The 24,580-nt window shown below is 35.1% G+C and carries 17 protein-coding genes; 3 read left to right on the top strand and 14 right to left on the bottom strand.

Annotated elements, in window-relative coordinates; all coding sequences use genetic code 11:
• Positions 1–20: 20 nt before the first annotated feature.
• The 3 genes from D1818_RS10995 to D1818_RS10985 are packed head-to-tail and all read right to left on the bottom strand — an operon-like array spanning position 21 to position 2,705.
• Positions 21–1,277, bottom strand: a complete 1,257-nt coding sequence (locus tag D1818_RS10995) for a hypothetical protein (RefSeq protein ID WP_118458914.1) — start codon at positions 1,275–1,277, stop codon at positions 21–23.
• A 13-nt stretch (positions 1,278–1,290) separates the two neighbouring features.
• Positions 1,291–2,244 (bottom strand): hypothetical protein, encoded by a 954-nt coding sequence (locus D1818_RS10990; protein WP_118458911.1) that lies wholly within the window; start codon positions 2,242–2,244, stop codon positions 1,291–1,293.
• Positions 2,244–2,705, bottom strand: coding sequence for a hypothetical protein (locus D1818_RS10985; protein WP_118458909.1), 462 nt, complete (start codon positions 2,703–2,705; stop codon positions 2,244–2,246). The genes D1818_RS10990 and D1818_RS10985 overlap by 1 nt, the downstream gene beginning before the upstream one ends.
• 464 nt (positions 2,706–3,169) lie before the next feature.
• Between D1818_RS10985 and D1818_RS10980 the strand changes: the two genes are divergently transcribed.
• A complete protein-coding gene (locus tag D1818_RS10980; protein ID WP_118458907.1) occupies positions 3,170–4,276 on the top strand; it encodes a hypothetical protein in 1,107 nt (368 codons plus the stop codon).
• Between the two features lie 59 nt (positions 4,277–4,335).
• Here the strand turns inward: D1818_RS10980 and D1818_RS10975 are convergent, their stop codons facing one another.
• The 11 genes from D1818_RS10975 to D1818_RS10930 form a co-directional block, all read right to left on the bottom strand.
• Entirely contained in the window at positions 4,336–4,587 is a 252-nt protein-coding gene (locus D1818_RS10975; protein ID WP_118458905.1) for a hypothetical protein, read from the bottom strand.
• A 3-nt stretch (positions 4,588–4,590) separates the two neighbouring features.
• Positions 4,591–5,790, bottom strand: coding sequence for a hypothetical protein (locus D1818_RS10970; RefSeq protein WP_118458902.1), 1,200 nt, complete (start codon positions 5,788–5,790; stop codon positions 4,591–4,593).
• Positions 5,780–5,986: a hypothetical protein gene (locus D1818_RS10965; RefSeq protein ID WP_118458900.1), complete on the bottom strand. Its 207-nt coding sequence runs from the start codon at positions 5,984–5,986 to the stop codon at positions 5,780–5,782. Before D1818_RS10965 ends, D1818_RS10970 begins: the two co-directional genes overlap by 11 nt.
• Positions 5,987–6,011: 25 nt before the next feature.
• Positions 6,012–6,302, bottom strand: a complete 291-nt coding sequence (locus D1818_RS10960; protein WP_158596894.1) for a helix-turn-helix domain-containing protein — start codon at positions 6,300–6,302, stop codon at positions 6,012–6,014.
• A gap of 4 nt (positions 6,303–6,306) precedes the next feature.
• On the bottom strand, positions 6,307–6,477 hold the full coding sequence (locus tag D1818_RS25300; RefSeq protein ID WP_158596895.1) for a hypothetical protein: 171 nt from the start codon (positions 6,475–6,477) through the stop codon (positions 6,307–6,309).
• A gap of 280 nt (positions 6,478–6,757) precedes the next feature.
• Positions 6,758–8,107: a hypothetical protein gene (locus D1818_RS10955; protein ID WP_147406102.1), complete on the bottom strand. Its 1,350-nt coding sequence runs from the start codon at positions 8,105–8,107 to the stop codon at positions 6,758–6,760.
• A 180-nt stretch (positions 8,108–8,287) separates the two neighbouring features.
• Entirely contained in the window at positions 8,288–8,761 is a 474-nt protein-coding gene (locus D1818_RS10950; RefSeq protein ID WP_118458893.1) for a hypothetical protein, read from the bottom strand.
• 261 nt (positions 8,762–9,022) lie between these two features.
• Entirely contained in the window at positions 9,023–9,355 is a 333-nt protein-coding gene (locus D1818_RS10945; RefSeq protein WP_118458891.1) for a hypothetical protein, read from the bottom strand.
• A 10-nt stretch (positions 9,356–9,365) separates the two neighbouring features.
• A complete protein-coding gene (locus D1818_RS10940) occupies positions 9,366–16,505 on the bottom strand; it encodes a DUF6443 domain-containing protein (RefSeq protein WP_158596896.1) in 7,140 nt (2,379 codons plus the stop codon).
• Positions 16,506–16,509: 4 nt separating this feature from the next.
• Positions 16,510–20,229: a hypothetical protein gene (locus D1818_RS10935; protein ID WP_118458887.1), complete on the bottom strand. Its 3,720-nt coding sequence runs from the start codon at positions 20,227–20,229 to the stop codon at positions 16,510–16,512.
• Positions 20,230–20,510: 281 nt separating this feature from the next.
• A complete protein-coding gene (locus tag D1818_RS10930) occupies positions 20,511–21,080 on the bottom strand; it encodes an RNA polymerase sigma factor (protein ID WP_118458885.1) in 570 nt (189 codons plus the stop codon).
• Positions 21,081–21,490: 410 nt separating this feature from the next.
• Between D1818_RS10930 and D1818_RS10925 the strand changes: the two genes are divergently transcribed.
• The gene (locus tag D1818_RS10925) at positions 21,491–23,716 is read left to right on the top strand and encodes a lantibiotic dehydratase family protein (RefSeq protein ID WP_118458883.1); all 2,226 of its coding nucleotides are present in this window, start codon (positions 21,491–21,493) and stop codon (positions 23,714–23,716) included.
• Entirely contained in the window at positions 23,688–24,578 is an 891-nt protein-coding gene (locus tag D1818_RS10920) for a thiopeptide-type bacteriocin biosynthesis protein (protein WP_118458881.1), read from the top strand. The genes D1818_RS10925 and D1818_RS10920 overlap by 29 nt, the downstream gene beginning before the upstream one ends.
• Positions 24,579–24,580: the final 2 nt, after the last annotated feature.

Here is a 24,580-nt window from a genome sequence, read left to right as displayed (position 1 = left end):
ATAAATTTCGATTTCTGTTTTTACAATAATGCTTTTGGCACAAGTTTCTCTGGAGCTTTTCTTGTTGGGTCTTTTTTTCTACCTCTCCGGGTTCCGGAGCCTTTGGTAAACCTTCCTAAAGCATCTCTTGATGTTGTTTTTTGTCTACCTCTCTGTGATCGTCTTTTCGGAGTTCCAGAGATTGTTCTAGTAGTTTTCTTTTTACCAGATCGCATTGCAATGGCAACACCAGTTCCGACTACCAATATTCCAGCTCCAATAAGAATGGGTGTTTTATGCTTTTTAAAAAAGCTTTCCTTTGCTGGAGTATTGGTATTTGTATTTTGAGGTAATGCTTTATTTTGTATCATCTGTTGATTAACCGGTCTTCCCGGAAAAGCAGGTCCAAAATTATGTACAGGAAATTGTTGCTGTCTTGGATCTCCAAATCTGACAGGAGATACTTGCTTTGGTTTTTTAAATAAACTCTCCGCTTGTTCTTTTACCTCTTTTCCCTTAGTGAAAATGTTACCAATCTTTCCTACTAAAGCTGCAACTCCTGCCACAGCACTGGTTGCTGCAGCAATAGACGCACTAGTCGCTATAGCTCCCAATCCTTCTATCTGAATCTCATTATTCAAAAATGCTTCCACCACATCAGGATCTGATTCTACTACAAATTTTTCGAAAGGATCATTAAAAACATCCGGTTCTCCATCATCGAATGGGTTTCCTAAAGCATATCCACTAAGTGGCACCTGCTTATCCTTATTTCCTTTTCCTTTGAGAATTGCTTTTTTAAGATTCTTGACTTTGCCACCAGCCATATCATAAATCTTCTCTGCTTTAGAAATGGCTTTACGCATTTTGGCAAACTTGCGCATATCTCCACCTCGTTTTCTGGCTTCTGCTTCACTGAGATATCCATAGCGTAATTTCTCTGCTACCTTGAACATATTGATCTTCATCGCTAATAGAAATCCGTTTCTAAGTAAAATCGTAGCAGGATTTAAAAATCGGTTGAAAGTTTTTACAACAGGTTTAATCACTTTTTTACCAAACTTTTTTAGACCTTTTCCGATCTTTTTAAAGAAACCTCCCAAACCATCAATCACATAAATGTTTTCATCCAGGTCAGCATACATAACCACATTTCCATCATCATCTAATATCTCATATGCAATCTCCGGGGCGGAGTCAGAGACTCCATTTATTATCTCACTCGAACTTTGGATACTACTAATATCCAAACTATCTAATCCTGTGGCATCAAAGCCGTCTAATCGGTGTAATTCCATACTATTCTTATTATCAGGTCAATGACCTTTTTCTATTCTTATGTTGCTTCTTTTTACTAGCATTACGAGTTTTGTTTCTGGTTCCGCCAGTTTTGCTTTTTGTATTACGGGTGAGGAGCTTTAAAACTCCAATTCCTGCTGCTACTGATATTCCTGAAAGAATTAAAAAATTTAATAGTTTAAAATCTTTTTTAGGAGCAATGGTTTTGATCTGTTTTCCATCATTCAATCGAAAAGGAGACAGGACGCGTCCTGATTTCTCTGCCAGAGGCAGTTTGGCATTTTCAATTGGGATGGGACAGCGTGATTGTTCTCTTTTAGGAACTATTATTTTTCTTAATGGAATCGATGATCCTTCTAGTGCATTCAGACTAATATCGGCCATATCTACTCCACTTAAGGTTCCCAGGCCATCAATACTAAATGAGCCTATAGCTTTGATGTCTTTTTTTTCGGAATAGGGGACTTCATAATTGAACTGATCGGCTACACAATCGATGGCAATATGTCCATTGGGAATAGGGACTATTGGGTATACATGCTGAAAATGATGTTTCCCTCCGTATTTGGTAATTCTCATTTTAAATGGAATTCCAAGATTCGTAAGAATACTTCCTATAAACACAGTGTAACAATCACAATCTACACCCGTAAAACGATCCGCCCAGGTTCTGGAAGGCCTGCGAACCTGTTCAACACCGATTTTGTCCATTTTGTACTGGATGTGTTGATACACGAAATTCCAAATCCTTTTGCAAGTGTCAGTCACATTGTGGCCTTTTAATTTAGAAGCGAGATTCTGAGTGTCTTGCAAAGTCTCTCCTACTACGAGTTGCATTAATTGTAAGGTGTCTTCTAATTTTGCTTTGCCAGCACCGACCATAACGGTATCCTTTTGAACACTTGATGGAATCAAATGATCAAAGCTTCTAGTAGCACGGATATGTCTTTTTGTTTGCGCTTTCATTAGAGTTGTAGTGTAATCGTATCTGTTTGTTCATAGGGCAAGCCATTAACACGGGTAATGATTTGCGTTTGCAAGTTCAGTTGTATGGGATTTCCCAAACGTATGTCGCTGGCTACTTTGGTGCCCAATATTTGAATCAATGTTAACCACCCCGCAGATTGAATATATAGATCAAAATCTTTTTGGCTGTTTTCTGTAATCTCGATTACTGTATTTTCTACCGTAGAGCTTCCTAGAAGTTTGTTTTTATGCAAAATCTTGACAAAAGGATGTTGTAATCGTAAGGTTACTGGATTAGGGTTTTGTAATTGTACCATCGCTTTTAATTCAATACCCATTAGGTTCACTTTATGAATCCGTACCCGAATTCGAGAAGTGATATTGGTACTCGCTTTTTGTAAACGAGACAAGTATCGAATAGAAAATAAAGCAGCCAATCCACCAGCGATCCACTTAAACATACTCTTTGTTTTCTATCAAAGAAATAGTATGTATAAATACCCTGCAAACAAGCTTGTATAAGCTTGTTTTAGTTATGGAAATCCATCATTATTGTGATAATTTGGTAGTGTATAAGTGCTTTTTGAGATTGTATTGTAAACATTTGGTTCTTGCATCTTAAAAAACACTTTTGTGAACCCATAACACCCATAAAATGATCTATAGATTTTGGAGTAAGGCCGAGTTGGCAATCCGTTTTGGAATTAGCAGGGAAACGCTGCGATTGCGGTTAAAGAAAATTAAAGGATTGAATACGGGTAGGAGACAGTTATTATACCCTTATGAGGTTCGGATGATATTTAAGGAGTTCGGGGTGGAGGAGTGAAATTAACGTTCCATTAAAAAATATAAATAAATCTGGGTAACAAATAAAATTATCAAGAACTACCTAACAAGTTAAGTGTTTAACAAAAATAAAAACATTATGAAAGTATTAAATTTTTTAGCTCTACTAGTATTAGTATTGCTACTGGGTTCTTGCGAACTCCAATCTGATTCTGACATTACACAAGGTATTACTGTTTCAGAAGTAAAAGACATTTTCAATAAAAAACAACATCAAAGACTGGAAAATGGAGTAGAGTTTATAGAAATTAAATGGGATCAAGCTATTTATAAAATAATAGATGAAAAAGAAGTGTTAATTTTTCCTATTAGTGGATTAGATGATGAATACATTAGTAAAAGTGCAAACAAAAATAAACTATATCCTATTTCTAACAATTCATATGCTATTGCATATAGAGAAGAAGGTAATTTGCAACTTAAGTTGATAAAAGTAATTCCTACAGAAAGTTCAAAACCATTTACAGGTTTTATAGAGGTGGAAGATTGGAGCGGAAAAACAAACGGAAGTTATGAATATAAAAATGGAAATCTGGCTTTAAATGATAGTTTAAGTAAATCTCTAGACTGCACAACAACATATTATTATGCCTGTACCGAAGTAAGTGTTGGAGGAGAAGTAGTTGGAGATTATTGTGATTTAATAAGAACAGCTACTAGTTGTGTTAGTTCTGATGCTCCTTCCATAATATTTCCAGATGATCCATTAGGAAGTGAGGGAGGAGGCAGTAGCAGCTCTTCAGATGATACTGAAGATCCAAGTTGTGAAAGTTTCAATTTTCAAACTTACCCAGGTTCTTTATATCAAGAAGCCGCAGTAAAAGGTGTTCATTTTAATATTGTTGTGATTTCACAAAATGGAATTCAAAGAGCGACTAATATTAGTTTTCCTCAGCCAATTCTTTTTGGAATTCCAACTAACTATAGTATTGGGGGTGATTTTTCTGCTGGAGCAGCTGCAGAATTATCAGCTGAAATCTTGGAGATCACCATGGATGAGATCGTGAGACTTTATGGGACTGGAAATTATGCCCCATCATTTCTTCGCACTCAATTTAGAAATCTTCTTATATCAAACTACAGAAGTTATACGGCTGGAGGAGGCAGAGTTCAATTCAATTACTCAGGTAGAATACCGGCTACTCAATACCAAACAAATTGGTTTACTAATGGGGATTGTGATTAATACATAAAATTTAAAAAGAGTAGTATTTTTATTTGATTGGGATAAGAATCATAGTTCTACTATGAAATTCTTATCCCATTCTTATACTTAGCCAATTCTTTCCCATTAATCTTATTCTCATAAATAATAGCAGTCTCCCAGGTACCTTTAAAATGTTGCAATAGCATTTTTTCCAATCTTCGGATTCCTAATGCCTGATTAGGTTTGGATCTTTTATGTTTTTGGTCAAATGAATAAAAGGTTCTGGAGTTACCATCGTGAAAGTATACAATGCATTTACTCAATGCCTGATCTGGATTGGGATGTATCATTGTTTACGTGTTTACGACTTTATGTAAACTCTTTTCATACTGACTAAGTAAACGGTCGTCTTTGTACTGTGACAAGCGTTGTTGTTGTATTCTAAAAAGTTGTAAACGTGTTTTGTTTTTGTGTCTTCCTTTCCCTTTTTTATGATCATTCCATTCGTATTCAGTTTTCTGAATCAGGATCTGGTTTCTGATTTCTTTCTTCAACAATTCTTGTTTTAAAAACCATTCATAGGTTTTATTAAACCCATTGCGTTTGTTTTCTGGATTGAAATACAAATGTGGCGGTGGAATCCAGCGACTGGGATTCCGTTCCAGCCATCTGGAAACCATATCGATTCGTTTGTAAAGAATCTCCTGATAGCCTTCCCAATCTTTTTTGCTTCCAGTTATTTTAAATTTTCGATATACGGACGACCAAATAGCGTTTAGGATTTCAGTTTCTTCAGGTTGACTCAATTTAATATCTGGGTACAGAAGTATTCTGGTGTAGTTCCAAAAATCGCGCACTAGTTGTAATAAAAAAGCCGAATCCACTTCTTTGGCATTTGTAGATTTTGCAATCTGTTCTTGCTTTTTAGAAGCAGAATTTCGGCTTTCCCTGATGTTCTTGTGTTGTTCTTGTGGGGTTCCTGTAACGGCAGTTATTTCTTGCCTGTGAGCTGATAAGCGAACTCCTTCTTTTTTGGTTGTTAACTTATTCACACTGCTATTATTATTTTTTAGTTCTTGTTGTTCATGAACTAATGGGTGAAAATTTTTCACTTTGAGGTTATAAACCTCTTTTATTATTTGAATATTGTTATGAATTGTTGATACTTTTTTAGCCTGAAAAATGCTTGGATTGATCCATAGTTCTATCCCGGATTTCCCTCTATGGATCTCATTGGTTATAAATCCAGCTGCTTTTAAACGTTCTTTGTGATTGATGATCGTGCGAACTGTACATCCTTTACAAGAGGCTAAACTTGGATTAAAGGTCGTAAACCCAGGAAGACTTTCTGTGATATCTTCACCCAATGTGATCGCCTGATTCAATTGTTTTGCATACAGTCGTGTAATTAATTCTGCGGTGGCCCTATGATTAGCATTTAAGCGTTTTGTGAGCTGATCATGGTTTCTGTTATGGGTATCGATAAACGTTTTTGTTGCCGTAAACAACCTACTAAAATCATAATAACCTTTTAGTGCTTTACTATTTTCCATAAGATGTATTTTTAAGAGATTGAAGTTCCTTTAAAGAAGATAATACAGAGTCACAGCAGAAAACAGTATGATTCACTTTCTCTGTAAATATGTGTCTGTATCGATCACCAAATTGTTCCTCTAAGCATTGTATCAATCTTATGGAATCTTTGCGTTGTTCCTTTATAAATAACAATTGTTCTTCTAGTGTTAGCATAATAATCTGAGATGTTTACAAAAGTTTACAGTACAATATGTCTATCGAGATATTCCAAAATACTTCTCTTAGAATATCGAATGACTTTTCCTGCTTTAGAATATCGGATTTCATCACAATCTCGCAATTCCTGTAATTTGGTTTTGCTTTTGATTCCTAAAAGTTCCTTAGCTTCTTGAGCTGATAACCAATCATTAGCTGGATCCATATTCGCCATGGCTTCTTCCTTTGCCTCGCGAATGGTGGTTCTTACCATTTGCATCATCTCTTTTTGTAGATGTTGATACGCTTCTGATTCTAATACGATTACTTCCATATTACTATTTGTTTGCATTGATTTCTAATTGTCTGAGAAATTCTTGTCTTGAAATAAATAAGGAATCAGTATCTATTTTGTCACTAAATAGATCAAGATGCTGTTTCAGAATTTTCTCTCCGAATGGTAATTCTTTCTGAAGTAATACATTCTGTTTTGATCCGGTTGATTCCATTATTATTTAATTTCTCTTTTATCTGGGTGTAAAGAGAAACAATAGAATCATACCAAAACAGTGGTAAAAGGGTTTACAACCCCTGAAGAAAAGTTTAAAGAATTGTAAATCAATAATTTGAAATTCAAAAAAACATGGTATTTATCTAAAAAATAGTGTTTAGATACCACTCAGCCCACAAAACACGTTGAAAAACTGAACCCTTTTACAACCCCTTATTTTCATAAAATTTTGTGAAATTTTGGTTGAATTTGTCTTTGTGAGATTGAAACACTAAAAATTAGCTTTCGCTTTGAATCGAATTAAGCTGTCTTAGTATCGCTCTCAACATTTTTCTTACCGAGATTTTAGCACTTTCAGGGATGGAATAATATCGGTTACTTAAACTTTCCGGAGAAATTATATCCCTTTTAGATGTCTTAAAATTATTAGATATAAACTCAAAAAATGTTTTTTTAGACCCGTCTAATAATCCCTGCTCATATAACAATCTGGTGATCAAAGATATTTCTGAAACGGATATCTTAAGAAGTTTTTTCTGATTTGAGTATATCTCATTATTATCATTTTGTACTTTGACTTGAGGTTTTCTATCAATTACTTTTTGATAAAACAGGATTTCCTCTGTAGTCTTGACCAAGAGCTGTTCTTTTAATGAAGGTAATTCTGGATTAAATCTTTGATTACTAGTTATGGCAATGGCTTTGAGTTCTTTTAAATATCCAAAGAGAATCACCAGTTTTTTATGGATACTCGATACTCCGTTCACTCTTTTTTTAGCTCTTTTTGAAATGTAGGAGAATATATGGAATGTATTAAAATCCAGACTAATCATTAGTGCATATATTTCCGAAATATTCGGATTTCCTTTAAGGAAAAGTTTTCGCAACACCTTTATATATAACAAGTAATATGATTTCTGAGAATAGGTAAGTTTTACCAGTTCATTTTTTGAGATGCTTTTTAATGGAGCGCTGATCAAATGTTTCAGTTCTGTACTGATATTAGATTTTTCAATTAATAGGGATAATTCGGTACAACGACTTTTCTGGTTATAGGCAAACCATAACTTTCGCTGATATGGCATCTCAAGAGAATGCTCCAAATATTTGTAGAAAAATGCTTCTAGGTAGTCTAAAATCGTATCTAGAGTCTGATATACTAATTTGAAAATATCAGTGATGGACTTATCCTCTGAAATTTGATATTTCTCGTTTTTATCATCCGGAAGATAGGTTTGCTCAATGACCTTGCAGTAGTTAAGAAGTAAAATTTGATGATTCTGTATAATAGAATTAATACTACTGGGATCATCAATACATCGAAATACCTTATTATGAATATCTCTCTTTACTTTTTTTAAAGTATCAGATAACAGGTTTTCATAAAATGAGTATCTCTCTTTTTCTTTACTATTATTTTCTTCTTTGGTTAATTCATGATTTGGTTTTTGGTTTTTAGAGTTTGGCGAATTAAATTTTTGAGTTGTTTGGCTGGTCAATGGATTCAGATCTTCGTGCAGAATCTGATAAAATATATCCATAGGTTCCATAGACGATGTGTGTTTGATACCATCTCTCACATAAAATAATCTTATAAAATTATTTCTTTTACTCTCATACTTCGTCATAAAATATATTGATAGCTATGGCTATCCAGATATTTTCATTCTCGTCTGAAACCAAAATAATTTAATTTTATTGGGCGATCATTTTATATCAGAGTTGGTATTAGTTATTTTCCCTTTTTATGTATTTATAGGTTCATAGTGCTGATTTTTTTAAGTTGTTAGTTTCTATACTGCTTTATATTATAATCCCAATAGCAGTAAATTTCCTTGCGAATCCCTTTTTGAAATATTATGTGCCATTAAAAAAGCACTTATCTCAATTTCGTGAGGGGTATTTTGTACATTTTCTAAGAGGTTGCTTTTGTTTAGTCTTAAAAGTTCTAATGGTGCATATTTTGTTTTAAAATAATAAGTAGTGATAGGGTTCCACCAACTAAAACCTCTTCTCACCTCTTTATAAATATGAATCCAGTCATTAGATCCCTCAAACTCACAGAAGTTACCGTTTGGTAAGATTGTAAACCCAAAAGGATCTACAGCGCTTTCTTGATCCATATCAGATGAAATAATGCGTTTAAGATGATCCGATTGTAAGGGGCTTTTTGCATAGTATAACAAAACTTCCATTCGATGCAAAAGATCAAATACTTCAATCTTTTGCATTCCTTCAAAATTGCGCATGACTTTATATAATAGTTGTTGTTCTTGTTTCATTTTTGTTATTATTAGGTCATAAACTAGCCCCCTCTCTTTTGATTAAGATCCAAAGGAGGTATAATTATTTTGTTTGTTGAATTGAAAACACTAATCTATTTGCAAATTTGGTAGGATGTTTTGAAAATAAGATAGGTTTGGTTGACTATTGATATAACCGTTCAGTTGAACCAGCCACAAATCAATGTAACTGGTCTTTACTTTTATATTCTTACTCTTATCGCTGCGAAGTCGCGAGATATTCGTAGAGCCTTATATTACTTAGTCAATCTCGGATTCCAAATCCGAATTATCTGACTCATATTTCTCTAATTCTAATTTTATTTTATTTAACCACTCTTCAGTTGCTTCAATATTTTCAAAATAAATATTTGACTCAAGACTAATTTCTTTCCAATGTTTATGAACATTAGGGATTAAAGTATTAAGCTCTTTCTTGGCTTGTTCTAATTCTCGCATTGATTTCTCAGATTTATTGCAATCGGAAATATAATTTAATACTATTTCTTCATCACTTAAACCTTCAAAATCTGCATCAGGAAAATAACCGACAAAAAATTGAAACAATTCAGGGTATTCTTTTTTTAATATCATTTTTATAATTTTATTTAGGAAACGCTGTTAATATGTTATAGCTTCCACTACCTGTAGGTTTAAGAATTATTCTTGCATTTGTTAAATTCGAAACAGCACTTTGCCCTCTCATTATACCACGACCAATAACAGTATTACCTGTATATTCTAGAACAAGATTTCTTGTCGAGCCACTTTTAAGCCATGTATTTAGTGTAGAACGATTTGACCTAATAGCTGATGAAATTATTACTTCAGCCATTGGTTGATTAGAGAAAGTACTTGCTCCTGATATCCTTCTAGAAGAATTTAGTCTAGCTATTAATTGAGCATCAGTTTTTGCAATGTGTCGTGCAATTGTGTGACCCACACCTTCGTGAAAACTCAGCCATCCAGCATTACTACCAAAAATACCAGCTTGTTCTGACGCACCTAATACAGTTCCTGAAATATCATCTAACTTACTGGATGCTTTTGCAAACCAACCCAAACCACTAATTCCTCTACCAATCCAAGCAAACACTGCCTCTCCACTAAGGATTAAAACAGCATTATCAAAAGCTCCCATACCAACCCCCTCGGTATGTCTAATTGAATAACCTTCAGATTCTAAACGTGATTCTGTATTTCCTTTGGGAGAATAACTTTTTACACCATCAGTTACTATGGTATCATAATCATTATCATCTGCAAAAACTTCTGCTTTTTTAGTCTTAGTATTTATTCTAATAAAATCATCTGGACCACCATCCCCACCATCAGTTTCACTAACAGCTCTTTGCCAATCATCAGTTGTTTCACTTGTTCTATTATTTTTATACTCTCCATTACCAACATAAGTCCAAGCATCTGCTCCACTAGGATCAGCCCAAAAAACGGGATTATTATCAAAAGCAGTATAGGTAGACATCGAATGATGCGTAACAGGATCAATACTTGTCCATCTAGCAATTGTGGGATCATATTGACGTAGTGGCATCTCATAAAGATTTAATCCTAAATCCTCATTCAATTCAATACCATTATATTTATACTTAAGAGCAGGATTTGTGCTGGTGATAAGGTTGTTATATCCTTGATGTTTTAGACCAAAAGGATAATAGTTATTTTCCTCTAAGATTTCGTGAACCAGATCTCCATCACCGTCTGCATCTACGTTATTTCTCAGTACATCAATTTTACTGTCATTGTCCTTATCTGAGTATGAGAGCCTGATGTTGCCAAGATGATCCTTATATTGATAAACGTAATTAAATTCACCAGTTCCATTCGGTTCTATATATCCTTCTGGATGGTTAAAGAACTTAAGCTGTTCGTTTTCATAGATGAAATTACCAGCATATTCAGTTGCTATTAAAGAACTTCCCTCTGTTACGATCTTTTTTAGTTTCGCTCCAGTAGCGTCGTAAATATAGCTAATATTTCCGGTATGCTCTGCATTATCAATGACAACTGCACTCGGTAAATTTAAATAATTATACGTAATACTGTTGATCCCTTTATTATGATCCACAGTCATATTACCGTTCACATCATATTGATACTCATCTTCTGTAACTGTAGTTGTTTTAGAAAATCCAAAAGGTATTAATACCTGATCAGTAACATTACGTAATTTATTTCCTTCATCATAGGTATATGTAAGATTATCCATCATACCAAAATCACTAGATCTACTATAATCAGGGTTTGTTACAATCGCTCCGGTTCTCCGTAGGGTTTCAATATTTCCGTTTTTATCATAAGATACATTACTTAGGTTATACCTACCATCACTACTAGCTCCTGCGAGAATTCTATTCAGTGCATCATACTGGTATCCATAAGCGCGTCTGGTATTGTCATTAGCAGTTTTCCAACTAGCTTCACTAATATTACCATTATACAAGGCAGTTGCTCCTAAGTTTTCGGTAGTGGTATTGTAATTAATGGCAAAACCAAATAGATCTCCATTATCAGTAGTACCTTCATTAATGGTTTTTAACCAACCTCTTACGTTATAGGTGTAATCTACCTTTTGTAGTCCTCCTTCTACTCGGGCACTGAGCGAAGCGGAAGTGCCTCCTACGGCCTTAGACTCCAATTGTCCCAATTCATCATAGGTATTAGTAACAATACGTTCGGGAGCTTGTGTATTAATCGTTTGAATTTGCTCTAGCAATCTACCAATATGATCATACGTAAAAGTATCTACTGTTACAATTGGGTCATTACTATCTTTGGTATGCGTCATTGTGCTTTCTAAAACCTTACCAGCAAAATCTAGTTTAGTTGCTACGACATCTACTGTATTTAGATACTCATTTTCACTTACTACATATACCGGTTGTGCCCTTTTATCATAGTAGGTAACGGTAGTAATCCAGTCTGAGGTATCCAACACTTTTACTTTAGATCCGGTTGCTAACGACTTGGTACGACTACAGATCGGTTGCTCATACACATTTACAGGATTCACAAAAGATGCTACAGGGCTAGTGCCTAAAAACTGATAATCATTATAATAATTGATGGTTAATACCTCTGCATTTTGCACATCAGGATACCCGCCGTTCGTATAATACATGGTAGTGCCGCCAATCATTCTTTCCGAGCTGCTTTCTACCCACAAAGCTTCTGTAAATTCGTTGGCTTCCGTTTGTAGTTCTGCTCTTGTTTTATCATTGATTACTATTTTACCTGTGTAGGCTACCCTTCCCAATGCATCATATTTGGTAAAGAGCCAGGCAGAATCTGCCTTTAAAAGTGCATCCTGAGTCAATACAGGTTGATTCAATGTATTATACACAATAGATTCCCATCCTTTGCCCGGTATTTTCTTTTTGATCATTCGATTTCTGTAATCATACTTGTATTGGTAGCACAGTTCGGAAAGCTCAGTATCAGAGACAGCATTTGTTACATCCACTTTTGGTGGGATGACAAAGGTCAAATTCCCAAAATCGTCATATACATAATAAGTATCGTGAGCTTCTCCTTGATCAAAAGTTCTTTTTAGAATAACTCTTCCAGATTTGTCTTTATATTCTCTAGTAGTATGATCATCTTCATATGTTTGACCAGGTTGCCAGTTTTCATCCTTGGCAATGGTTACATATAATTCATTGGGATTATAATACCCATTTTGTGATAAACTTGGCGTTTCTGTATTTGTAGAATCATTAAAAATAACTGAGAAATAAGCTACTTCTTCCAGGAAATTACTACTCCAACCAAACTTAATCGTATGATCCGTATCCGAGTCTTTATCAGCTTTCCAATCTTTTCCTGGGGCTCCTTGTTCTAAAACTCGTTGTAAAGGAGAGGCCTCAAAAATACTTTCTGAATAGGCATTGACATCAGCTTCTGCCATTCCGTTGAAGTCATTAGAGTACTTTGTTTGATAATGCCTATTGATATCTTCAATAACATCTACCGTATGATAACTACCTATGGCATCATTTTGTCTTTCAAAAGGTAAATACTGTTTTGCTTGTCTTCCATAGGTATCATATTCCATATGGATCACAATATCCTTTTTATCAGGAGAGGCTTTAATTCCTATTTGTTGTTTAGGACGACCTAATCCATCAAAATAACTAATGCTTTCCATTACATCTTTAGTATATCTAATAGAATCTGATGATGTCATCTTCCTTTGATATACTTTGGTATACACATAGTTTTCATTACTGAAAGTTACATCTTGATAAGGTGTTCCTTCACATCCTGCGATCGTTCCTGCTACATCAGGACATTGATCGGTGCTATCAGAGACATACCCTACGGGTTGAACACATTGAGTTTTTATAACTGTGGAATCTCCAAAACCATCTCCGTCCGTATCCGCATACCATATTGTCATAGGATTGATGGTCGCATTACTGTCATTACAATCTGTTACCGGTAGTATCGTTTGTGTATATCCGCTACCAGGATTATTACATTGAGTTAGTTTTGAAATGGCAAAACCATCTCCATCGGCATCTAGGTACCAATCAGGAATAGGAATGATACTGTAATTAATTGTTCTTACAGGACTCCAACATAAAGAATTATTGTTTCTTGCCCTCAAGTAATACGCACTACCACTGGTTCTACTTACAGTAGAATTGCTATTAGCGGTGCTTGTCCCTCCCGCAGTTTCCTGCCAATACCAGGTCACTCCACTTGGTGGATTGCCTCTAGATAGGAGACTATTTCCACAATTATTAGCAACTGAAGGTGCCGTTGGTGTTACAGGAACTGATTTGATAATATAATTTACAGTTCTAGCAGGACTCCAGCATTCAGATGCATTATTTTTAGCTCTTAGATAGTATGTACTACCGCTAGTTCTAGTTACGGAAGGACTACTATTAGCGATGCTCGTATCTCCAGCAGTTTCCTGCCAATACCAGGTAACGCCACTTGGAGGAGTACCTCTGGATAGCACACTATTCCCACAATTATTAGCAACACTTGGTACTGCTGGTGTGATAGGAACTGATTTAATACTATAGTTTACCGTTCTTGCAGGACTCCAACATCCTGAACTATTATTTCTTGCTCTTAAATAGTATTTGTTATCGCTAGTTCTGGTGATAGAAGCACTACTATTAGTGGTGCTAGTTCCTCCAGCAGTAGCTTGCCAATACCATGTCACGCCACTTGGTGGATTGCCTCTGGATAGCACACTATTCCCACAATTATTAGCAACACTTGGTACTGCTGGTGTCGCAGGCACAGCTTTGATACTATAGTTTACAGTTCTAGCAGGACTCCAACATCCTGAGGAGTTATTTCTTGCTCTTAAATAGTATTTATTATCGTTAGTTCTGGTAACAGAAGCACTACTGTTAGCTGTACTTGTTCCTCCAGCAGTAGCTTGCCAATACCAGGTAACGCCACTTGGAGGAGTACTTCTGGATAGCACACTATTTCCACAATTGTTTGCAACACTTGGTGCGGCTGGTGTCGTAGGCACAGTTTTGATACTATAGTTTACAGTTCTAGCAGGACTCCAGCATCCTGAAGCGTTATTTCTTGCTCTTAGATAATATTTGTTATCACTAGTTCTGGTAACAGAAGTACTACTGTTAGACGTACTGGTTCCTCCAGCAGTAGCTTGCCAATACCAGGTAACGCCACTTGGTGGAATACTTCTGGATAGCACACTATTTCCACAATTGTTTGCAACACTTGGTGCGGCTGGTGTCGTAGGAACTGATTTGATACTATAGTTTACCGTTCTTGCAGGACTCCAACATCCTGAACTATTATTTCTTGCTCTTAAATAGTATTTGTTATCGGTAGTTCTGGTGATAGAAGCACTACTATTAGTTGTGCTAGTTCCTCCTGCAGTACTTTGCCAATACCAGGTCACTCCACTAGGTGGATTACTTCTGTTAAGCACACTATTGCCGCAGTTGTTAGCAACTGAAGGTGCAGTTGGTGTTACAGGCACTGATTTGATACTATAGTTTACTGTTCTTGCGGGACTCCAACATCTTGAAGAGTTATTTCTTGCTCTTAGATAATATTTGTTATCGGTAGTTCTGGTTACAGAAGCACTACTATTAGAAGTACTGGTTCCTCCTGCAGTACTTTGCCAATACCAGGTCACTCCACTTGGTGGGTTGCTTCTGCTAAGCACACTATTTCCACAATTATTAGCAACACTTGGTGCAGCAGGTGTTGGAGGTACAGCTTTGATACTATAGTTTACTGTTTTTGCAGGACTCCAGCATCCTGAAGAGTTATTTCTTGCTCTTAGATAGTATTTGTTATCGGTAGTTCTGGTGATAGAAGCACTACTATTAGAAGTACTGGTTCCTCCTGCAGTACTCTGCCAATACCAGGTAATCCCGCTAGGAGGATTACTTCTGTTAAGCACACTATTTCCACAATTGTTAGCAACAGTTGGTGCAGCTGGTGTAGGAGGAATTAATTTAATAGTATAGCTTACCGTTCTAGCAGGGCTCCAGCATCCTGAACTATTGTTTCTAGCTCTTAGATAATATTTACTACCAGAGGTTCTGGTAATGGATGCATTACTATTCAAGGTACTGGTGTCTCCCGCAGTTTCCTGCCAATACCAGGTAACTCCACTTGGTGGAGTACTTCTGCTAAGCACACTATTTCCACAATTGTTAGCAACACTTGGTAAAGCAGGTGTCGGAGGTACAACTCTAACACTATAGTTTACGGTTCTAGCAGGGCTCCAGCATCCTGAGGAATTATTTCTTGCTCTTAGATAATATGCACTACCAGTTGTTCTGGTAATAGAAGAACTGCTATTAGTAGTGCTAGTTTCTCCAGCAGTACTTTGCCAATACCAGGTAACCCCACTTGGCGGATTGACTCTAGTAAGAACACTAGCCCCACAATTATTCGCAATACTTGGTGAAGTAGGTGTTGGAGGTATAGCTCTCACGTTATAGTTGACGGTTCTGACTGGACTCCAGCATCCTGAGGAATTATTTCTAGCTCTTAGATAATATGCACTACCAGTTGTTCTGGTAATAGAAGAACTGCTATTAGCCGTGCTAGTTCCTCCAACAGTACCCTGCCAATACCAGGTAACGCCACTTGGTGGATTGCTTCTGCTAATTACACTACTACCACAATTGTTCGCAACAGTAGGCGCAGCAGGTGTTGGAGGTACCGCTTTAACACTATAATTAACTGTTCTAGCAGTACTCCAACATCTTGTCGTATTGTTTCTAGCTCGCAAGTAATATCTACTTCCGCTAGTTCTAGTAATAGAAGGACTACTATTAGCAATGCTAGTTCCCCCAGCAGTACTCTGCCAATACCAGGTAATGCCACTTGGAGGATTGCTTCTGGATAGCACGCTACCGCCACAATTATTAGCAACGCTTGCTGCGCTTGGTGTTGGTGGAGCGGGAGATTCATCAATCGAACCATCCTGATCATTATCTTTTCCATCGCATAATTCAGTAGCTCCGGGATAAATCGTAGCATCATTGTCATTTTGATCCCATTGAAATTGTCTTGCAACATAGCCAGCAGGTCGAGTGCGATTACAAACAGCCTCATGTGGATTTCCGTACCCATCACCATCGGCATCTAAATACCAGGCTTCTCCGCCAAAATCATCCCCTCTACAAGGGTTTAAAACAATTTGAGCATTAGCAAACTGAGCAATACACAGAAATATAAAAGTTATATAATAATATTTGGAATTCATTTTCTTAGTTGTTTTTGTAATGGTACTGGTTCTCTGATAGTATGTTACCATCTTCATCTTTTACTACGGATAATCGATTAAAACCACCATATTCATAATACATCGTATAGCCTCTGGGATCTGTCATACTGGTGACCCCAATCATGGGATCATAGGTGTAATAGCTCATTTCCGCATCCGCAAAGAAGGCGTGAGATCTTAGTGTTTCTAGTTGCGATCTCAAGGTGGCTTCTTTTGTACTATTGTTTTCTGTGTTAGAAGTAGTCTTGATCTGATCAATCAAATTGGTCACTGTTGTTGGCATTCCATCGTAGCTGGCATTATCAATCTTCGCAATGGGATATTTATCATTGTATCCCCAGATATAGATGGAATGTATTCCATTGGTTTGTGATACTTCTAGCGGATTACCTTTCGTGTCATACTGATGATATCGCATGCGCTCTTCCAGCGTTGCATTTCCTTTGCTGGTATACACAAATTCTGGAGATACGTGTTTTTCGGTACCCCATAATTTATAATCTGTTCTTTGTTTAGCCAGTAGGATGTTTTCAGTTCCTTGTTTGATGTACTGCTCTACTTGTAAAGGCATCCCAATACGATGGGTATCTATCATTACATCAATAGCTTTGTTGGCATTAAGAGGTAAAGTACCGAGCGCTGCTCTATCCTGAGGATAATACATTTTAGAGATCCCGATCTCCCCATTGTTTTTGGTGGTTTGCGTACGTGTCATTTGTTTATGAGTATCGTTATCATAGAAGTATTCTGTTTTTTGCTCTATGAGCTGATCCTCAAAAAATTGTTTTTCTGTTTTTGCCTCTAATCGTGTCCATATAGGTGTTAAGCGGTACTTGTTGGCGAAATAGGTGGTATATGGCCCTGATTCTCCTCCTCCAAAACAACCACCCACTATAGGGTCAGCAAGTGAGACGGAAATGGTATACGTACCATTTCCGTATATTTTTTTCTTACAGGCCTGGTGTGCAACTGCCTCCGGGATCATAAAGACTCCGTTGTGTGGCATGGTGGTACTCAGGGTTTGTTGTGAGTACAGCTGTGAGCTTTGCTGCACCATTTTTCTTTGATCATTATAGTGGGTAGTCGCTCTCAGTCTTCCGTTTAGATGGTATCTGGGGAAATAAGGACGGTTTGCTACCGCAACACCATCATCTTGATTGTAAAAGGTATAGGTGGTATGCCCTTGATATTGATTATTTTTGAATTGTATTTCAGATACGTTGGTATAGGCGATATTGTATTTTGTTTTTGGAGCCAGGTTGTTGCTATAAAACTTATACAAATTCACTTTTGCCCCACTAAAAGAAACATCATGTGTATCTCCTAGAATACCACTATGTTCTTCTACATCAGAAAAGAATAGTTTTTGATGCACCACTCCGGAAGAAGCATAGTTACCTTCTATAATACTAGGAGTAATTACTCCATTTTCAGGCAACGTATTATAATAATAATACTTAGTTAATACATCATTAGCATTTTCTGAAGGTTTGTCTTCTGTTTTAACCAATCGTAAACCTCCTACCATATTGTTTCTTCGTATTTCTCGTTCTACCAACAAGTCATACTGAACATTCAAAGCTGTATTAGCATTTCCATTGACTAGTAAAATGCGATAATCTCCTTCTTCTAATTGTAAAATAAAATCACTATCAGGAGTCGTACTGAAGTATACAATCTTTGGGTTGGTAGTAGGATTACTAGTCATAATATCGCAATAGGTCAGTGGTGCTTCTCCTCTATCACAAATCGTATAGGTATCACCTGATACATCCAAGGAACATCCATTAGGTTGTAAATCTCCTTCAGGGCAAGGACGTGTCTCACACTGACCCGTTCCTATTCGAGATTTATACACACAGACAAAGGTTACTGCATCCTGTACTAATGGTGGTCCGGGATTGTAATTATTGAATGTGGCATCAAAAGCAATTGCTTTATTTGCATTTAAAGCATCAATGGTAAACTCCCCATTGGCAATATTCTGAAGGTTGTGTAAGTATCCGATATCATCAATATTAGGACAATCATCGAGATCATTGGTACTGGCTATTGGGTTGTCACTTCCTCCCTGAACCGCAGTGGTGTATCTTTGTAGATTAATTGTTGCCTCTTCTTCTAAAGGACCACTATGTCCATTAAAAAAGAATTCAGTGCTTCCTCCGGTAGGATAGGTGATTTTTTGTAGCGTTCCGTTAATTGCAAATTGAGGTTTAGATGTTCGGTCAGACCCTGGGAAGTCATAATCTAATCGGCTCAATCCATATTGTTGGTTAAAAAGAAACAAGTTCCCCACCACATTGGTGATATGTGCTCCTCCACCATTATAATATCCCCAAAGATCCATATAATGAGAACTTATGTGAGGAAGTTGTGTCGGGTTAAAATAGTCAAAACTATGCGTTTTCTCTTTAGGAGTTGTAGGTGATGTATTAACAGTTCCTTGATCACGAAACACCTCAACTTCACGAATTGCATCTAGTTTTAGACGTTTATCACCTGCTGGATATATCCCAGAACCGGATTCTGACACGAAATATGAATACTCAAATTCAAAGGATTTTATAGGCTGTCCTAAAATGTTATAGGCATTGATACCGGTAATCGCAGATTGCCCAAGCAAATCTTCTCGCTGCAGACTACTTCCAAAATCTACTGCCAAGGTACCATTATGAAAAATAGCTGTTGGGTTAAATTGTTTGATCTTATAGATCGTTTGCTTATGTTGTTCTACAATTTCTTGTATAACAGTTTCTCCTGAAGCGCCTCCACTCGTATGAGGATGGTAATAAAACTGAGTGATATAGTCTAAAGGCAACCGCTGATTCTCTGCATAGTAGGCTCCATTACCGTAGTAGTATACGATTGTATCTTCTTTATCAGCAGTTTCTATGTTGGTAACATACCAACTGGAGATATATTCTGCGGTATACTCATTCTGTTGGGTGCTATAGGATGTATGGGTGTATTCTGCTTTGGCAAACTCATATCGTGTTCCCTGGGTATCAGTAATAATCCAATTGGTGATCTGATCTCCTAACAAGGTATAATCAATTTTGACTTCTGGATTATCAATACAAAAAACTTGATATTTTCCATTTTCAGTTACATCATAGTTGATTCCGATGGTACCTGATAATCCGTTAATAGAAAAACTAAAGGTATCTGCCTGGATATCGATATTGTTCATACTATAATTGGTTAACAAAGCATCGGCAGCATCCATCGCCTCTACGGTAGAAAAAGCAGTCATATGCGCATTGTTGTAGGCAGCATCAAGACCCGCTCGAGTGCCTGGGTCTGTAATTTTAGCATAGGTTCCATCCGCTTGATCAGGAAGTCCATGTACCTGACGAGAAACTACCCCACCATAGTTCAGGTTCCATCCCAAACCAACCTTAGTAGCTAATTGATTCACCTTGATCCCAGAAGCGTCGTAGGTCATCGATATCGGTAGCGAAATACTTTTACCAGAAATTTGACAAATCGGAATCGAAATATTAGGAGTACCTGTATATTGGTTTAATGGAACATTTCCATATTTAATAAATGCTGCTGCTTCTGGAGAGTTAGGAATCGTAACTGCTCTAGAAAGCTCTGCTGTATAATCAAATGCAGTAGTGCCTCCACCGTCATCGCCAGTCTGTGCATATCCCAAACTTGTAATCAAAAAAAGTGTGAGAAATAATGAAATGTTTTTCATAAAAAATACTATTTAATAATTGTTGCCTTACTTAATTTTTTAAATGGATAACCCATCAGTTTCTTAATATGTTTAAGAATACTACTGAGGCAATTTCGCCTCCCTACTTGTACGTGTCGTTAGAAAGAGAAATGTTACCTCTGTTTTTTACTTTTTTTTAAAATTCTATACGATATGATGTTTTTAAGTGTTTTTTAGACTTCCGACTTCGAGACCTGTCTGTCTCAGGAGGAACCTCAGTCCTCCAAACTTCACCTCTCACATTCCCAAGTAATCTTTAACTAACATGTTACCAACTCTCCATATACCGGATCGCTCTGTACCATCTTCTGTAAACGTTCTTTTATAATGCATTTCTTTTTACGTGTATATCCTTCTGAACATCCAGTGATATTAGCAATGTCACGATTACTTTTTTCTTCAAAAAATAACTTGAGTATACTTTTATTACCTTTACTAAGGTTATCCAAATGCTTGTTAAACAGGTTTTGTTGATGCTCTTTTGTAATTGTATCTATTATAGAATCTGATGGATCTGGAGTACTTTTTTCGCATAGTTGATAATATTCTGAAATGCGTTTTTTTCGTAATTGATTTCTCCACATATTTTTACAAATTCCTATGAAGTAGCTGTGAATAGAGGTATACACATCCAGTTCGCCAGACTTCAATTTATGATATAGCAATACCAATGCCTCCTGAAATATATCCTCCACATCTTCCGTAGTACCATTATATTTAAGAATTAATCTTCTTACTAGAGGTAGATTTTTTTTATAAAATGATTTAAGAATACTGCTATCCCCAGCAATAATTCCATCGATGATTTGTTGATTTTTTGTTATATTCATTGTTGTTTTTTATAATTTTTCCCTTTAAAATTTGACATAAAAATATCCTTTCGGTATCCGGAAACACCGTTTTTAAAGCCTGCAAATCCGTAGTTGCAGTAAATTGTTTTATGGATTATTTAGATCATTGAATTGTTAGATCGATAAGATCTTTTTCTTTCTTATGAAAGTTCTTTTTTTAAAATCATTACGGAAACCTATAAAGTTGTTATTGATTTTTATGGTAGTTTTGTGACTGATCAGATTTTCGAACTACGTTTTTGTTGCGAGGCAAATATAGAATAGGAAACAACTGTAAATCAAGACAAATAGATCTATATTTATAAATTCTGGATGCGGAATTTATAAATTTCGAGTTGTTTTCTCAATCTTTGTTCTTATATCCATTGCTATTGTAGGTAATTAATTAAATGAAAAATCCATATAAATCTTTAGATTCTTTTTGCCTTAGAACTCCTTTAAAGCCTTTTGATTTCTTTGAAGAAATATTCTGTCAGGAAGAAGTTAGTAGTGAATCATTAAAAAAAAATTGGAATTATAACGAAATAATCAATGAGGCAATTTTTTTAGCATCACCAACTTTATATTTAGAAATTAGTAAATGGGTAAAAGGAGCTATTAGTAATCCTAAAAGGGAGGAAAAAATAAAGCTTTCATTGATAAAGTATTTAGTTCGTTTGTCAAGTAGGAGCACCCCGTTTGGGTTGTTTTCAGGATGTAGTATTGGAAAAATTGTAAATGATCCGTCGTGCTTAAATTTTAAACCTATATCTCAGTTTAGAAGAACTACAAGTTTGGATATTGAGGTTATCGACCATTTAGTTGAAATTATTAATCAGGATATTGAGGTTAAAAAGGATTTAAATTATCAAATTAACTCTAGCATTTATAATTTGGGTCCTGAGTTACGGTATTATGAGAAGTATATTTATAAAAATGAAACAAGTTATACAATTGAAGGATTAGAAAAAACCAAATTCTTATCAGAGCTTTTACATTGGATAGGTTTAAAAGGAGCAACTTTTTCTGAAATCATTGAAAAACTTACTGAGTTAAATTTTACAGAGGAAGTTGCTACAAATTTTTTTAATGAACTATTTGAAAATCAAATATTAATAAGCTCATTGTTTCCCAACTTAACCGGTGTTGATTGTCTAAAAAGAATAATAGGTATATTAAAAAAAGTAAAAACAAATAAATACATAATTTTAATTGAGAATATTGATAGTCTTTTGCAAGGGCTTGATGAAAAAATCAATAACCCTGTTGAAAAATATCTTGATATTTTAGAGTTGTTAAAAGAGAAAATTCCAAATGAACAGTATTCGAATGTTTTTCGATCCGATTTAATAAAGACTACTCAAGATAATAAGCTAAACAGAAGAATTATCTCAAAGAGTATTAGTGCTTTATCAATATTGAATCGGCTGACAGTCTTTAAAAGAAATAGTAATCTTGAAAATTTTAAAACTGCTTTTAAGGTAAGATATGGAGATCGAAGAATACCTTTATCTACAGCTCTTGATATAGAAACTGGTATTGGGTATATGCAAAACAGAGAAATATACGATACTGCACCTTTCTTGTCTGATATAATTTTTAACAAAAAAGAAGGGAGTAACTATAATATTGTGTGGAATAAAGTTTATGATATTTTACTTCAAAAAGTCACTAATTGTTTATTTAATGATCAATATGAAATAAATATAACAGAAAATGATTTTAGTGATATAGAAGAAAACTGGAGTGACCTTCCCGACACACTTGCTATGTCTTTAGAACTTATAACTTTAAATAAAGAAAATAAAATTGTTCTAAATTTTGCTTCGGGATCTAGCGCAGCTAATTTGATCTCGAGATTCTGTCATGTTGATAATGAAATAAAAGAGTTAACTAAAGAGATTGTGGAAAAGGAATATGATATAAATCAAAACAAAATTTTAGCTGAAATTATTCATTTACCAGATGTAAAAAAAGGAAATGTTTTGAAACGACCTGCGTTAAGAGAATTTGAAATTCCTTTTCTTGGGAATTCTTTATTAAATACTGAAAAACAAATTAGAGTCGAAGATATACTTGTTGAAGTAATTAATGATAGAATCAAACTGGTACATAGAGATAGTAGTAAAGAAATTTTACCTTGTCTTACAAGCACTCATGACTTCAATTTAAACCCTTTACCAATTTATCATTTTTTATGTCATCTTCAGAATCAGAGAAAAAGAAATACTATTTCTTTTAAATGGGGGCCTTTAGAGGATAACTTTTCTTTTCTGCCTAGAGTTTTATTCAAAGATATTATATTAGCAAGGGCTCAATGGCATTTCAAAAAGGAAGATTTACCTTTCCTTACAAATCGTATTACAAAAAAGGATGAATTTCTTGAATTGGTTACAACTTGGAGGATTAAGAATAAACTTCCAAAAAGGGTAGAATTAATAGAAAACGACACACAATTATTAATTGATTTCGAGAATATAACCTTAATTCAGATGTTTATTTCTGAAATTAAGAATAAGGAAAAAATAAAGTTAAGAGAATTCCTAAAACCTGATAACTTAAGTAACGAATCTAGTTATGTAAACCAGTATTTAATCCCTATCTACAATGAATTCGGATGTAACCAACCAAAATAGAAATGTCAATATTCAAAGAAAGTTTTTAATCAATGATGGATGGTTACATTTTAAAATCTATTGCGGAGTAAGAATACAAGATCAAGTTCTGAAAGAAATCATTGATCCTCTAACCAAAAAACTTCTAACTGAAGATGTTATTGAAAAATGGTATTTTACAAGATATAGTGATCCTTACGAAAGTATAAGGTTAAAACTGAAATTATTTAAAAAAGAATATCATTCAAAGGCTTTTAATTTGGTAATGGATTCCTTGGAAAGGCATACAAATTACGATACCATTTGGAAAGTGAAATTAGATAGCTACGAAAGAGAAACCGAGAAATATAGTCAAAATGATATTCACCTTGTAGAAAGTTTCTTTTACTATGACAGTACTGAAGTTATTCGTTTATTAAAGTACAATGATAATGATTATGATTTATTTTTCTCAACACTGAAATATATTAACTATATCTTAAATAATTTTGAATTTGATATAAGGGATAAACTTATGTTTGTCAAAAAGAACAATAAAATTTTTAAGCGCGAGTTAAATGCAGATAAAAGAACCAATAAATCGTTAAGTTTGAAATACAGAAAGTTAAGACCCAAAATTGAATCATTGTTATTAACAAGTGACCAAGAAGTTTTTCTCAACGAAGACTTAAACAACCATAGGTTTAAAGCTCAACAAATTATAGAAAAATTAGTTGTCAAGGATAAGAATAATGATCTAAAAGTTGAGAAAAGTAAGCTTTTAATAAATTTCATACATATGTCTATAAATAGAATTTTTAGATCAAAACAAAAGTTTTATGAATTGGTAATCTATGATTTTCTGTTTAGATATTACACCTCAATAAATGCTAGAGAGATATAAAG

It is taken from the genome of Aquimarina sp. BL5 (assembly GCF_003443675.1).
Classification (GTDB): Bacteria; Bacteroidota; Bacteroidia; order Flavobacteriales; family Flavobacteriaceae; genus Aquimarina.
Note: the sequence above shows the minus strand (reverse complement) of the source record. Positions and strands in the feature narration are given on the sequence as shown.